This window comes from Parasegetibacter sp. NRK P23 (genome assembly GCF_023721715.1).
GTDB lineage: Bacteria > Bacteroidota > Bacteroidia > Chitinophagales > Chitinophagaceae > Parasegetibacter.
Genome location: NZ_JAMDLG010000015.1, coordinates 1 through 14,561 on the forward strand (window position 1 = coordinate 1; position 14,561 = coordinate 14,561).

9 protein-coding genes are annotated in these 14,561 nt (G+C 47.0%); 5 read left to right on the forward strand and 4 right to left on the reverse strand.

From position 1 onward, the window contains the following. Positions 1 to 460: 460 nt before the first annotated feature. The gene (locus M4J38_RS17530) at positions 461 to 2,899 is read right to left on the reverse strand and encodes a glutaminase family protein (protein ID WP_251761106.1); all 2,439 of its coding nucleotides are present in this window, start codon (positions 2,897 to 2,899) and stop codon (positions 461 to 463) included. A 144-nt stretch (positions 2,900 to 3,043) separates the two neighbouring features. Between M4J38_RS17530 and M4J38_RS17535 the strand changes: the two genes are divergently transcribed. Continuing rightward, entirely contained in the window at positions 3,044 to 6,283 is a 3,240-nt protein-coding gene (locus tag M4J38_RS17535) for a T9SS type A sorting domain-containing protein (protein WP_251761107.1), read from the forward strand. A gap of 101 nt (positions 6,284 to 6,384) precedes the next feature. Further along, complete coding sequence (locus M4J38_RS17540) at positions 6,385 to 8,181, forward strand: ABC transporter ATP-binding protein (protein WP_251761108.1); 1,797 nt, start codon at positions 6,385 to 6,387, stop codon at positions 8,179 to 8,181. On the opposite strand, the gene M4J38_RS17545 is transcribed toward M4J38_RS17540, so the two are convergent. The 3 genes from M4J38_RS17545 to M4J38_RS17555 all read right to left on the reverse strand — a co-directional run bounded on the left by M4J38_RS17545 (position 8,178) and on the right by M4J38_RS17555 (position 10,818). Next, complete coding sequence (locus M4J38_RS17545; protein ID WP_251761109.1) at positions 8,178 to 9,218, reverse strand: UDP-glucose--hexose-1-phosphate uridylyltransferase; 1,041 nt, start codon at positions 9,216 to 9,218, stop codon at positions 8,178 to 8,180. The two genes, M4J38_RS17540 and M4J38_RS17545, sit on opposite strands and share 4 nt — an antisense overlap. A gap of 189 nt (positions 9,219 to 9,407) precedes the next feature. Further along, positions 9,408 to 9,911, reverse strand: a complete 504-nt coding sequence (locus M4J38_RS17550) for a cupin domain-containing protein (RefSeq protein WP_251761110.1) — start codon at positions 9,909 to 9,911, stop codon at positions 9,408 to 9,410. A 13-nt stretch (positions 9,912 to 9,924) separates the two neighbouring features. Next, positions 9,925 to 10,818 (reverse strand): diacylglycerol kinase family protein, encoded by an 894-nt coding sequence (locus tag M4J38_RS17555; RefSeq protein ID WP_251761111.1) that lies wholly within the window; start codon positions 10,816 to 10,818, stop codon positions 9,925 to 9,927. A 77-nt stretch (positions 10,819 to 10,895) separates the two neighbouring features. Here M4J38_RS17555 and surE point away from each other — a divergent pair, with 77 nt between their 5' ends. Genes surE through M4J38_RS17570 form a run of 3 tightly spaced genes read left to right on the forward strand, consistent with a single transcriptional unit; the run spans position 10,896 to position 14,559 of the window. Further along, on the forward strand, positions 10,896 to 11,621 hold the full coding sequence (gene surE / locus M4J38_RS17560) for a 5'/3'-nucleotidase SurE (RefSeq protein WP_251761112.1): 726 nt from the start codon (positions 10,896 to 10,898) through the stop codon (positions 11,619 to 11,621). 59 nt (positions 11,622 to 11,680) lie between these two features. Beyond that, positions 11,681 to 13,441, forward strand: a complete 1,761-nt coding sequence (locus M4J38_RS17565) for a carboxypeptidase-like regulatory domain-containing protein (RefSeq protein ID WP_251761113.1) — start codon at positions 11,681 to 11,683, stop codon at positions 13,439 to 13,441. Further along, positions 13,441 to 14,559: an ATP-binding cassette domain-containing protein gene (locus M4J38_RS17570; RefSeq protein WP_251761114.1), complete on the forward strand. Its 1,119-nt coding sequence runs from the start codon at positions 13,441 to 13,443 to the stop codon at positions 14,557 to 14,559. The genes M4J38_RS17565 and M4J38_RS17570 overlap by 1 nt, the downstream gene beginning before the upstream one ends. The last annotated feature ends 2 nt before the right edge of the window (positions 14,560 to 14,561 follow it).

The following is a 14,561-nucleotide window of genomic DNA, read 5'->3' on the forward strand; positions in this document are numbered from 1 at the left end:
TTTGGGTTCCCTGACTTTTCACATTGATTAAGCTAAATTATTACAACAACACAAACATACGAGACGCACTGCTTCCTGCTTCATTCCTCGCAGCCTCGCAGAGCGGTTGAGGTGCTGCAGGCTATGGGAATTTTCTCGCAACGGCGCTACGACGCAACGGCATTGATTATTGGAGAGCTTTTTTTTTTGTGTGTGTTTCTTGCATTCGAAGGCGCAAAGGCTCCAAGTGTTGTTGAAACATAATCATTGCTGATAGCCCACCCATAAAGAAGCTATTCAATCATGAGCTGACGTTGCGCCTGCGAGGAACGAAGCAGTGCGCCGTTGCGAGAAAAAAATACATCCGACAAAGCCTCTCCCCAATCAATTAATGCCTTGCGTCCTTGCTGCTGCGAAGCAGGAAGCAGTGCGCCGTTGCGAGAAACAAAGCAATCGTGTGAAACATTGCGTGCACCTAACCTTACTTCCCCGAGAGCATCTTCTTCAGTACCGGCATGAAATACCCGCCCACCACGCTTCTTGCCTGAAACCCTACCATCTTTCCGGAAGTGGTCTCATGCCAGTCGCTGATGGGTACGCGTGAACCCGTTTCCTGCGCGAACTTATATACTGGCGCGATGAGTTGTTTCATCTTAGCAGCGTCTTCGGTGAGGGAAGCCGTCCATACGATCCAGTCGGATTTGGTATAGGTTTTTCGGCTGTCGAGGGGTAAGCCGTAAGCCTGTTGTTTGGTGAGGTAAAAATCTGTTTCCTTCGTGTACACATCTTCCGGGAAGAGTTGCAGGGAAAGCACTTTATCCCAGATGAGGTTGTATTTCTGGCTCCAGGTATTCTTATTGCTGAAGGTGAGCGCATAATGGTCGCCGTCATCTGCCATTTCCATCCATTTTTGGCTCATCGTTTTGGCCATCTCTCCATATTTTTCAGCAACTGATTTTTCACCAAGTATTCCGGCCAACTGCGCGTAAGCGCCGAGGGCTGTGATGGCTTTTAGGGAAAGATTGGCATTCCTGGCGAGGTGTCCGGCAAAATCATCTGTACAAAGTTGGTTCGCGGGATCGAAACCTTCTCTGGAGAGGTATTCCGCCCAGGTGCTCAATGTTTTCCAGTGTTTACGCGCGTATTCAGCGTTTCCTTCCGTTTTCGCGATGGCGGCGGTGAGCAGGATCATATTACCAGATTCCTCCACCGGCATATCTTCCCCGTAAGTTTGTCCGTTAGCGATGGGATAAGTTCCCAGGTCGTGTGCGGCGAAAGGCTTTTTCCATTTCCCACTTTCGCTGTAATAAAATATTCCGTTCAGCATGCCTTTCAGCAGATCGGGATTGTAGAGCAGGTAAAGTGGTGCCGAAGGATAAGTTACGTCGACAGTATTAATGGAGCCGTTGCTGAAATTTTCTTTGGATAAGAATAGCAACTCACCCTCCGGACTTTTCACCAGCTTGTGCGCGGCTATACTTTGCCGGTAGCCAATTACACATAGTTCAGCGAGTGCTTTCCCTCCCGATTCCAGCGCATCGTTGTATACTTTTGCATCCATTTTTGCGGCACGTTCGGCTATTTTACTATACCCGGTAAACGCGGCATTCAATTCCTTTTCAATCGTGTTGCCGTTTTCTTTCCACCATGGCAACAGGTTTTGACCAAAATATTGAATAGGGAAAAGATCATCGTAACCGAGTAACAACAACTGTGTTGCAGGTGCCGATCCAATTTTTCCTATATCAAGTATGGTATTAAGCGATAAACTTTTTCCTTCTTTTAAAGTTGCCGGTTGAGTTCCTTTAGCAAGAAAGGCTTTCCCAGCTTCTGTGTTGGACACAAACTGCACCACATCTTTACCCGATCTGGCAGCCACATAAAAATAACCCCAATCGATGCGGAGATTGTCCCCTTTCTTTTTCAATACCGGCTGCTCCTTTGTTCCGGCTTTCAATATACTGAGCACTCCATTTTGATAGGCGGAAGCCATCACTTCCTGTACTGGTTCATTCACGGCGATATCCGTCGCGGCAGAAAACAAAAGTTTCACCTGATGCGGTTTTCCATCCTTTGAATGAGCTTTAAAATCAATATACGATACCGGACGCGCCACCAGGCTAAGGTCATCCGCAAGCAATGGAGATAGGAAATCGACCTGGAGGTGAACGGAGCCACATTCAAAGCCATAGGTCGTTTTCGTGGCGGTCATTTCCCGGCTGGACTGAATGGCCACAGGCATATCCTCGGCTTTCTTCAAAGGTTCCATTACAAAACCTGCATCCAGCAAAGTTCCGCCGGCAGTATTTTTTACATGGATGGCCAATGTGTTCTTTCCTTTTACGAGTCCTTCCATAGGGAGGAAGATGTATTTTTCGTTCCAGCCATCGTGTTTATACACCTGTTTTCCGTTCAGAAAAACCACCACATTGTCGTCGTGTTTTAACTTAAGGAAAGTTTTTCCTGCGGGCGTATCCTTCAGGTCGAAAGTTCGGATCGCAAAAAGATCCGGGCTGTACCAATACGTTTTCACAAGACTTCTATTGTCGCCGAATGGCGCTATTCCTGTCTTCCAGTTTCGCGTATCAAAACCAGGTTGCATCCATCCCGCTTCCGGTGTGGTTTCGGTATATCGGAAATTGTATTCACGTTCATCGGCAGCGGGCAAAATAGTCTCGTACAATTTTGCTTCCTTTCCCATAAAGCGGTAAAGTTTTCCATCTACATTGATGATGCCCAGTAAGCCATGATCAGTTCCTGTCCAGTGTTTGGTAGGTGAAGCCGTGAGCTCATCCGTAAAACTCCAGATACTAAAGTAGGGATCGTGGGTAATCAACGGGTAAGCGGGCGCTTTGTTTACCTGCGCGAAGCTGTATCCGAAGGAAAATATTAAGAGCAAAAGAGCCTGAATACGTTTCATGTGTGTATGTATTGTAGGAAACTGAAATTAGGGAGAAGGGGTGGATGGAAGTGTTAATGGAAATTAATTAGGGGGAGGCAGTGTGCCAGGGCGTTTTTCTATTTTTTAGTAAAAATTGTATCTTGTCTTGCGAAATACCCCTATATGCGCCCTTATCTTATTGTGTCCGTACTGATCTGTCTCAGTTTTTCCTTTTCATTTGGCCAGTCTGTGTCATCTTCCAAGCAAATCGGCTTCAGCGAATATCCCGGAAATGTAAGAGGATATGTAAATGACAAGGATGGGAATAAATACATGCTTATTAACTTCATGGGAACTTTTTCACCTGACAGTTCCGTAACTTATTCGGGGAAAGGAGAAGGAGATGTATTGCTAATCAAATACAATCCAGACCATACCGTAAGTTGGGCCAAGAATCTTGGAACCGAGTATTCGGAATTTTCGCAGAATCTATCGCCTGACAATAATGCATTGTATTATGATTCCATCAAAAACGAGCTGCTGATGCTCACCAATATCACCTTCCCACAAAAACAGGATATGGTGCAATATGCTGGCATAACGGTTCAGTTCCCGCAACCTCAGCAGACAGCAATCCTTATGACTAAAATAGCTGCAGACGGGAGTACCAAATGGATCAGGCAGCTAAGTCATATGCCTATGAGCATTCTTCCGGGAAAAGACAGAATTGACTTATTTTTCAGCAGTTTGTTTTCACCAACTTCAACCGGTACAATTATACAAATAGGAAGCACAACAATAAATGTTCCTATACTACCTTCACAACAGTTCACCTATGCTTTGGTTTATGCTTCCCTCAGTCAGAATGGAGCTGTAACGGTCACCAAAAAAATGCAGATACTTAACCAGTCGACCTTCAATATAAGCAATCTTATCGCCGCTAAAGACCGGTTTATCATGACTATGACTATTGGTGGTGATTCTGTGATACTGAACGATAAAAAGGTCCGCTTTACGGAAAATAAAATTTCAGACAGGTACATTTTCGCAATAGATACAGCCTTTGAAAATATTATTGCAAGTCCATTTCCCAACATTTCCCTTTCACCACAATTTTACATAGAAGAAACAGATAGAGTATATTGCAAAGGGGTATTCCCCAATGCATCCACTTATCTGATTGGAGGGAGCCATGTTCCTGCCAATAATGAGCAAATACTTTTTGGCTTTAACCGTAACCTGGTGTTGCAGGAAACGCATCGGATAGCTCCCTATTATGTTGGCCTGAACTATGAAATCCGGCGAAATATATTGTTAATAGGGCCGATAATGCGATTGGGTGACAGCCTTTACTTTACAGGTTGTATTACCGGAGGAAATGAATTTTCCGATGCGAACGTAGCACCCGATAACGTAACAACACGGGTATTTTTTAATGATGCAAAAACACTGGACCTTAACGGGCAATCCAATGCATTCCTGGGTCATACCAATCTTCAGTTGCAGCAGCCGGAACTTCATTGGATCGGCGAAATGGAATCTCCCCTTTCTAACGGACAAATATTCCTCCACCAGCTACAGGTAATAAGAGATAAAAAAGTAATCGAATTCATACCCGGGGATACAAAAGGAACCAAAAGATGGCAATATGATCTTACACAAAAGAGACTTACGGCCAAAGACACCACTAATACACTGGACCTTCTTGACCCCACCCAATATATTGAAACTAATACAGATGGATCTTACATCATTGCCGGAACTTCATTTGGAAAGCTGAAAATAGACGAGGAACTAAGCATTAAAATGAGGCCCCGGAAAGCTGGAATATATTTCGCCGGCATCTCCCCTACTCAACAAACTTCGTGGATATCCAGAATCGAAGGTTCGTATGAGTCGGTTTCCCTTCAGCAGTTCAGGAGAAACAATGGCCTGTACTATTTCCATGCACGGTTAACAGGCGCACTTAACAGGCAGAATTATCTCAAAGCAGGAGCAACGATTATTCAAACCGGCTCAAGTCAAAATGTAAATATTCTAGGATACCTGAACAACAAGGGAGAAATAACAATCAAATACCATCCGGGAAATCAGCCGCTTGATATATCCGGGGCCAGCCTGATCGAATTTTCTTTTGACGAGCATTCCGGTGAAGTTAACGCCATGATGCACTCCAGGGAGCTTACTAAAATTGGTTTCTTTATGAACAAAGGTTATTCCGCTGACATCAGTGATGTGATCGTCCGGTTTGACTCGTTGTTAAATTATAAGGATTCGAGGGGCCTCAGGATAGTATCCACGCCTTCAAAAATGGCAGGATACAATTTTTTTCAATTCCTTTCAATGGCTGGAAGCGGGAACAAAATGTTCATTTCGGGAAAGTCACTTCCCCGTCAACCAAATGAACAGATTGCCCTGGAAACATTTAAAGGGAACATGCTGCTTCAAAAATTCCCCTTAGATACGTTAAGTTTTGATGACATACGGTTGGCGCTGATCAGGTTCCATTGGGAAGAAGGAATCAAATGGTCCAAAAAAACCAACAGAACATCAGGCACAACTATGGTTACGGTAGGCAATATACAGGTTAAGGAAGGTGAACTTGAATATATGAACAATAAACTTTACATGTATTTCAAGTTGCCGAATGTTCTGATCAGCAGTACATATTATTGGGACAATCATCTTGTTTCAAAACAAACCTCCATTCCATCCAGTGCAGATAGAACAGAATCACTTGTTTGCCTGGACACAATGGGAAATTTTCAATCCAAACTTCCGCTTTATGGTGCTCAATCGGCTAAATCCTTAAAAAAGAAGTATGGCCATAACACACTCTTATTAAGTGTGTTTTTTTCCAACCCTATAAAGATCCTTGAACAAACATATACTTCAGCGGGTTTCGCCGATGCGTTAGGACTTATCATAGATTCCGCCCTGAACATCAAAAAAAGAATACACCTGCATTCCACCGCCCAGGAATTACTGCAGGATTTTGATTTCACGCCCGACACCACAATTCTACTCGCGGCCCATATTCAGAAGGAAACGAACATCGCCCTCCAAAGAACTTCCAATTCAACCGTAAAAGAAGAGGACCTCCAGGAACAAAGCGTGATCATCACTTACCGTTCCACGATGATCACCCCCGTTCCGGATACGCGACTTTCTTCACTCCTGCTGTACCCTAATCCATCCAAAGCCGGCTTTTATACTGATCTGGGCACATCTCCGGCAGGCGCTTACAATATCGTGGTATTCGATATGCTGGGCAGGGCCGCTTTCTCAAAAAAGATCAATTGGGTACAGGGTAGCCCGATACCGGTTCAGTTACCAGGAACAGTAAGAAAAGGAATGTACTTCGTTCAGGTAAAAACAGCAAAAGGAAAGAACATCCACGCCACCAAACTACTGATTGAATAACCGTTATTTAACGGTATCCCCATTTGTTTTTCCACCCATCACCCAACAAAACCAGCGCATTATATGTACATTAGGTGAACTTAAACGCCGATGTACATACCATGAGAGTGATCTGGAAATACCTGCAGCCATACCGTTGGTGGATACTGCTCGCCTTAGTGCTGGCCGGTGCCGCGCAGGTGCTTGCGTTGTATGACCCTGTGATTTTCGGAAAGATCATCGATGAATACGCATTGAAGCCCGGCGATAAATCGGATGAAGAGATGGTGAACGGGGTCATGTTGCTGCTGGCCCTGGCCATCGGGTTGGCATTGGCGGCAAGGCTTTTCCTCGTATTCAAAGACTTCGCCCTCCGGCTCGTTATCCAACGTTTCGGGATGCAAATTTTCAACGATGGACTGCGTCAAACTCTACGACTGCCCTTCCACGAATTTGAAGACACCAGCAGCGGCGAAGTGCTTTCCATACTTCAGAAAGTGCGCAGTGATACGGAAAGGTTCATTACTTCCTTTATCAACATTCTTTTCTCTTCCATCGTGGGCATCGGCTTCCTGGTATGGTACGCATTCACCAAACATTGGGCGCTGATTCCCGTGTTTCTCGTGGGCGTAGTGCTGCTTGGCGGCTTAACCAGTATACTGAGCAGGTCCATCAAAGTATTACAACGTTCCCTGATCCGGCAGAACCGCGTGATGAGTGGCACCATTACGGAATCCTTGCGGAATATAGAGTTAGTGAAGAGTTTAGGGCTAACCTATCCTGAAATACGGCGGTTGAAGAAACATACACAAGACATTTATGATCTGGAGATGAGCAAGGTACGGAAGGTGCGTACACTCAGTTTTTACCAGGGCGCGATCCTGATGTTGCTGCGCCAGTCGATTCTATTCATTTTACTCTGGCTGATTTTCCGGAAAGTACTTTCTCCCGGCGAACTCATTTCCATGCAATTCATTTCTACGGCGATCATCGGCCCTTTGCAGGACCTAGGCAGTATCATTCTTTCTTACCGGGAAGCAGAAGCTTCCTTGCAGGCCTTTAATGAACTGATGGCCAAAGAACCGGAGTTCCGGCCGGAGGATCCCACCGAGATCGGCGCTTTCGAAAAACTCCGGTTTGAATCGGTCACCTTCAGGCATAAGAACGCTTCGGTGAACGCGCTGGACGCGATTTCCTTTGAAGCGAAACTGGGCGATACCATTGCTTTCGTGGGACCATCAGGTTCTGGAAAATCAACCCTCGTGAAATTGCTGGTTGGCTTATACACGCCGGTGAAAGGCACTATTTACTACGACGGCGTTCCTTCGCGGAACATCCGGTACAACCAGATGCGGCGGCAACTCGGTTTTGTAACGCAAGACACCCAGCTTTTCTCCGGGACCATCCGCGAGAACCTGCTTTTCGTAAAACCTGATGCCACCGATGCGGAGATGATGTCGGCCCTGAAACAAGCCGCGGCAGATGGTTTGGCCGGACTGGAAAAGGGATTGAATACTTTATTGGGTGAAGGGGGAAAGAAGTTGTCTGGCGGTGAAAAGCAACGTTTGTCCATCGCGCGGGCATTGCTCCGGAACCCGAGGTTGCTCATCTTCGACGAGGCAACTTCCGCCCTGGATTCACTCACGGAAGAACAGATCACGGCAACCGTGAGAGAAGTCTCCCGCAGCAAGCGGCAGATCACGGTGCTGATCGCCCACCGGTTATCGACCATCCTTCATGCCGATACCATTTTTGTATTGGAGAAAGGACGCATTACAGAACAGGGTTCGCACGCCGAACTACTGGCCCGCAAAGGGTTGTATTACGCCATGTGGCGCCAGCAGATCGGCGAACGGAAACCCCTTCCCATACCCGAAGATGTGCTTCCGGAAGATGGGTTGGAAGAAGAAATGGCTTAGAATGTTCTTTCTTCAGGCAATGCGCGCAGGCGTTCGGCTGCCCATTCGGCGGTTACATCACGCTGCGGATTCGCCAGCATTTCGTAGCCCACCATGAATTTTTTAACCGTGGCCGAACGCAGCAACGGCGGGTAAAAGTGCATGTGCCAATGCCATCCGGGATGCGGGCCATCGTTCACCGGAGCCTGGTGCATACCTGCCGAATATGGAAAGGATACTTCAAAAAGATTATCGTATTTGGCCGTGAGTTTTTTGAGGATGGAAGCCATCGCTTTTCTTTCTTCAACCGTGAACTCAGGTAATGCCGGTACATGTCGCTTGCTGATGATCATGGTTTCGAAGGGCCATACCGCCCAGAACGGCACCACGGCCACGAAATGTTCATTCTCCACTACTACCCTTTCCCCGAGTTTACATTCCAGCTCGGCATAATCCGACAAAAGGCTTTTTCCTTTCTCCTGGAAATAAGCGGCCTGCCTTGCGGTCTCTTTCGATATCTCCAGCGGAAGCGATGCCTGCGCCCAAATTTGTCCGTGCGGATGCGGGTTAGAACAACCCATGATCTCGCCTTTGTTCTCGAAGATCTGGATATAACGGATATCCTTGTTCGAAGAAAGGTCGATGAATTCACGGGTCCAGAGTTCGATCACTTTTTCAATGCCTTCAACGGGCAATTGTGGTAAAGTAAGACTATGGTCGGGAGAAAAACTGATCACGCGGCAGATGCCCTTTTCACTCTTCGCCTGCAGCAGTCCTTCCACATCCAGTCCACCTTCCGGAGTATCCTGTAATAGTGCGGAATAGTCGTTGGTGAAAACGAAGGAATCTGTATAGTCCGGATTCACGCTGCCATCGGCGCGGGTATTGCCCGGACACAGGTAGCATTTGGGATCGTAAGCAGGCCTGTTGTCTGCGGGCAGACTTTCCACTTTTCCCTGCCAGGGTCTTTTGGTGCGGTGGGGAGAAACTAATATCCATTCACCGGTCAGTTGGTTGAAACGGGTGTGGGGATGTTCTTTGAAGTCGAATGCAGTCATGGTTGAAAATTTTAAGGCAATTCAATCAACGTAATCGATTACACAAATGATTTTGAGCAAATATAGAGATTGTGGAAGAAATGAAAGGTGGCAACTCAAAAACTATCTGAAATCCATCCACCATTTTATTTCAGCTGGCATACGTGAGGGAACCGCAATGCCGTTGCAGGTCTGAAATTCTCACCGTCTTTACATCCTGCAAAGCCGTGTAATGAGCGCATGGTGTTCGGGGAAAAAACTGGTGAGTTCAGTGGCTTTGGCCAGTTCGAAATCGGCGAAATCGAAACCAGGCGCCACGGTGCAGCCTACGAAGGAGAAATTTGTTTGCGGCGCCGGCTCGCTGGCGAACCAACATCCGGCGGGCACCACATATTGAAAGGTTTCACCAGCATTCATGTTGTTGCCCAATCGTATTGTTTCCAGGGTACCGTTAGAGTGAATAACATGCACCAGCAGTGTTTCTCCCGCATAAAAATGCCAGCATTCATCACTTTTAATGCGGTGAAAAGCGGAGAAGTTTCCCCGTGGAAGCAGGAAATAAATCGCGGTGGAAAAACTCCTGGCTCCAGAAAACCTTTCGGGAAGATGTTCCTGCCGTATGTATTCCCCGCTTTTATAAGTTTCAGCATAGAAACCACCCTCAGGGTGCGGCAACAGGTTAAACCGGGCTACGAGTTGTTCAGCATTGTTCATGCTTCAAAATACATCATTCTTCATTTCTGCTCCCCAGTAAAAGCTTTACTTTTTCTTTTGCCGGTCGTATCCTGATCAGTTTATCAGGTTCAGGGGTTACCAAAGTATCATCAGCATGACCATTCTTACCGTTCCAGCTCATTTCCACATTTTCGGCCAGGGTTGGTTCAAACGGAAAAGAATCCTTCGGATCGGACATTTTCCTGCGGATGTGTTCGGCCAGCAAGGTCCGCTCATTTTCTCCGATCGTGATCACCTCAAATTTTCCATCACCAGTGTCGGCATCGGGCGCCATAAGCAGATTTGGCCCTATAGACTTCATATTCATGGTTTCCACCATTAAGTATTTCCCTGACCTGTCTTCCCCATCCACCATAAGTTGATAGGGAACGGCTTCAGCGGAAAGCACTGTAGCGTGAAAGAGTTCTAAAGCCTTGAGCAATTCTTCTTCGGGCGTGGGCGCTTCGTCGGTCCTTCTTTTCATGGTTTTCATCAGCAAAGGGAAAAGTCCGGCGCCATAACTTTCCAGGAACAGTCCGCCACCATTGAATTTACCGATGTCAATCTTCCTGACCTTTCCTTTCTTCCAGGATTTAATGATCTCAATTGTTCTCCCCTGGATATCAAAAGTGCGGGCAATGTTGTTCGCCGTACCCAAAGGCAGTAAGGTAAAAGGGATATCCGTTTTTTCATTGGCGAAGAACTTCAATATCACTTTACGGATCGTACCATCGCCACCAGCCATTACGATAAGATCGGTATCATCTTTCAGCTTATCCCATCCTTTTTCTTTTGTGGACGAATATCTACAATTGTACCCTTCTTCTTCCAGCTGATGAATGAGTTTCTCTTTGGAGTGCGCTTCATCACCGGCTGTTGGATTATGGAGCAGTGCTATGTTTTTCATGTATTCCCGGGTTGTTTGAAGATGCAGACAAAATTCTGTTCCAGCCCTTGTGGCACGATTATGTTAGCCTTTTTTACATGCGAATACTTATCACCAACGACGATGGCATTTACAGTCCGGGCATTGCCGCCCTCGCGAAGTGCGCTTCCCGTTTCGGAGAAGTAAAGATCATGGCGCCTGATGTGGAACAATCCTCCATGGGCCACGCCATTACCGCTTCGCGCCCTATTTCTTATAAGAAATCCCCCATCGCTTTTGATGGCGCGGAAGCTTACCGTGTGAACGGTACACCCGCCGATTGCGTAGCCTTGGGTACGCATTTGTGGGCAAGTACAGACGTGGTGTTATCAGGCATCAATATGGGACTGAATGTAGGAAATTCCATGTGGCACTCCGGCACCCTCGCCGCCGCGAAACAGGCGGTATTGCTTGGCGTGAAAGGCATCGCACTGAGCACGCCGGCCGGAAAAACAGAGCCGGATTTTGAGGCCCTCACTCCTTTTATTGAACAATCGCTGGAATTATTGCTGAATATGCCCGCGCTCTGCCTGTACAATGTAAATTTCCCACCTCAGCCAAACGATATTATTTGGACAAGGCAATCCGTACGTTTATACGATGGGCACATTACGCCAGGTATGGATCCTATGGGGCGGAAACATTATTGGTTCACGGTAAGTCCGCTTGAACCGGCAGAAGAAGGAACCGACCGGTGGGCGGTGGAGAACGGCCATGTTTCCATTACTCCTCTTCGACTTGACCTTACAAATGAAGCGGAATTGAAAAGAATGCAATCTTTATAGCCGGCTTCCGGGAAAAGATTTGTTTTATTACATTTGAGGGAACCATTAACCCTTAAGGAATGAAATTGTGTTTTCCCCGTCCCATTTTGTTTGCTTTTTTTGCATTGTTGTGTTGTGTTTCCTGCCAACGTGAAATCACCCCTCCTTCAGATCTTGATTTCCCTGTTCCCAACATTACCATCAGCACATCTATCAGTGGAAGGATCACCAGTGGCGGCGTTCCTTTACCTGGTGTTCAGGTAAACGCGGGTAATACCATGGCGGTTACAGATGAGAACGGTGTATTTCTGCTTGACGGCGCCAGCGTATTGCAGCAAACAGCCTTCGTGAACGCTTCCAAAGAGGGTTACTTTCCAGGCATACGAACCTTTGTGGCCAGCACCGACGCGGTAAATTATATTGAAATAGACCTGCTAGAAAAAGAACTTACCGGAAGTTTTCCTACCACCACTGGCGGAAACATCAGCGTTCCGGGTGGAAGTGTGATCAGTTTTTCCCCCAACAGTATTGTTACCGGATCAGGCAATCCATATAGCGGTATCGTACAAGTATATGCGCACCACCTCTCGCCGGAAGATGAAGACCTTTCCCTTACCATGCCGGGCGACCTTCGTGGCATAGACGCGGACGGCGATCTTACCGGCATGATTACCTACGGCATGATGGCCGTGGAAATCACCGGCGCTTCCGGTGAAAAACTCCAGGTTGCCCCCGGCAAAAAAGCGGTACTGGAAATGCCGATCTCCGCACAACAGGCTGGTTCAGCACCGGCATCCATTCCCCTATGGTACTTTGATGAAACAATGGGCCTATGGAAAGAGGAAGGCGCAGCCGTTAAACAAAACGGGAAATACGTGGGAGAAGTAAGTCATTTTTCCTATTGGAACTGTGATGTACCCGCCAACTTCGTTTACTTCAACACGCAACTTAAAGACCAGAATGGCAATGCCCTTCCTTATACCACCATCCGGCTCACCAATGAAAACACAGGTGTTATGACAACTGGCACAACAGATGAATCCGGCAGTTCGAAAGGATGGATTCCCAAAGGTGTGGCATTAAAAATGGAAGTATTGAACAAATGCAACAACGTCCTATTCACTGAGCAGATTGGCCCCTTCACTCAAGACGCCAACCTGGGTGCCAAGGTAGTTACGATACCTGCCAATGCAGCGATTACCATTTCCGGCACAGTAAACAACTGTGCGGGTGATCCTGTTGACAAAGGAATTGTAAGCATTGAACTTGACGGGTTAAACTATGCCGCCAAAGTGGAGGAAGGCGCTTTTTCCATAATCGTATCCGGCTGCTCTTTCACGCCTACTGAAGTTGAACTTACTGCCATTGATAATAGTGGAGCACAAGCAGTATTCGGCGATGCGGTCACTATTCCAGTTACTTCAGAAACGGTAGATGCCGGAGCACTGGAAGCCTGCAATGGTGTAGCAACAGAATTTATCCGTTTTAAGCTAGATGATGTAGATTATAACTTCTTCTACCCTGTTGATTCGTTGTCATTTTACCCTCGTGATACCATCCATACAATAATGGCATCAAGAAGAACTCCGCCTTACATGAATATGTCAGTTCAATGGAGGGGCAACCCCGTTCCTGGAGCAACTTCAACCATGTGGATATCACTAAGCAGTGAAACCGAAAGTGTTTATTTCCCTGTTCAAAACGGACTTCAGGGTACCATAACCGAATACGGTCCAATCAATGGGTACGTTTCAGGCAACTATGAAGGAACGGCAACCCCTGATTCATCTACTACATCTAGAGCGATCCAACTGTCCTTCAAAATCAAACGAAGAAACTGATGCAACAACTTTCAGAAATCAGGTCTTTTCTTTCGCATGGGGATCATGCCCTGGCCGTGCGCCGGTTGCTGGACACCGCACTGGATTCCAGCGACGCCACCTTACTGGAAGAAAGCATTAACCTGAGCAAGCAATTCAGGACAGGCGCCACCGATTTCGAAGCAAGGGCACTGCACCTGCTCGAAAAACTGGAGCAACGGCCGGTTCCTCCGCAAACAATCGGTAAACCTTTGCTGGAGGCGAAAGAAATATCGAAAACCTATTCCAAAGGTAATTTCAGTTTACAACCCATTCAACTCAGTATCGCCACAGGCGATGTACTGGGCGTTGTAGGGCAAAACGGCAACGGTAAAACCACACTGCTCCGTTGTTTGGCCGGGCAGTTGTCTATTGACGATGGCAGCATACACTATTCCCAGTTGAAACGTCCGGATCATTACGCCATCAAGCACCATGTGGCTTTTATCCCGCAACGCATTCCCAGGTGGTACGGCCAGTTGAAAGATAACCTGCACTTCTCTGCTTCTCTTTCTGAAATAAAAGGCGCTGAAAATGAAGTGATGGTCGATTTTATGCTGGAACGCCTGGGTTTGAGTGAATACGCTCACCTGAACTGGAACCAGATATCAAGTGGCTACAGAACACGTTTCGAAATCGCCCGCATACTCCTCCAGAAACCCAGCCTGCTGATACTGGATGAGCCACTGGCCAACCTGGACATCAACGCGCAGCAAACCATCCTCACCGACCTGCGCTACATGGCAAAGTCCGCCTTTCATCCGATGGGCGTGATATTAAGTTCCCAACAACTGCATGAAGTTGAAAAAGTAGCGGACACGGTGCTGATGATCAGCAACGGGGCATGCATCCACAAAACCGGTGCGCATCAAGACACGATTCCTTCCACTTATGTAATGGAACTCGAAACAACGGCCTCCCGGGAACAATTGCTGGGCGCCATTGACGCGGATGGCGTTCAATTACATTTCAACGGAGGATTCTACACCATTACCACCACCACGCTTACTTCACAGGAGATCATCACCCGTCTTGTACAACAACAGATTCCGGTCAACTATTTCAGGGACATCACCCATTCCACCAAAAGATTCTTCTGAGC

Bases quoted from the DNA above. Each gene is read 5' to 3' on its own strand.
- M4J38_RS17530 (WP_251761106.1), bottom strand. From the start codon at position 2,899: ATGAAACGTATTCAGGCTCTTTTGCTCTTAATATTTTCCTTCGGATAC.
- M4J38_RS17535 (WP_251761107.1), top strand. From the start codon at position 3,044: ATGCGCCCTTATCTTATTGTGTCCGTACTGATCTGTCTCAGTTTTTCC.
- M4J38_RS17540 (WP_251761108.1), top strand. From the start codon at position 6,385: ATGAGAGTGATCTGGAAATACCTGCAGCCATACCGTTGGTGGATACTG.
- M4J38_RS17545 (WP_251761109.1), bottom strand. From the start codon at position 9,218: ATGACTGCATTCGACTTCAAAGAACATCCCCACACCCGTTTCAACCAA.
- M4J38_RS17550 (WP_251761110.1), bottom strand. From the start codon at position 9,911: ATGAACAATGCTGAACAACTCGTAGCCCGGTTTAACCTGTTGCCGCAC.
- M4J38_RS17555 (WP_251761111.1), bottom strand. From the start codon at position 10,818: ATGAAAAACATAGCACTGCTCCATAATCCAACAGCCGGTGATGAAGCG.
- surE (WP_251761112.1), top strand. From the start codon at position 10,896: ATGCGAATACTTATCACCAACGACGATGGCATTTACAGTCCGGGCATT.
- M4J38_RS17565 (WP_251761113.1), top strand. From the start codon at position 11,681: ATGAAATTGTGTTTTCCCCGTCCCATTTTGTTTGCTTTTTTTGCATTG.
- M4J38_RS17570 (WP_251761114.1), top strand. From the start codon at position 13,441: ATGCAACAACTTTCAGAAATCAGGTCTTTTCTTTCGCATGGGGATCAT.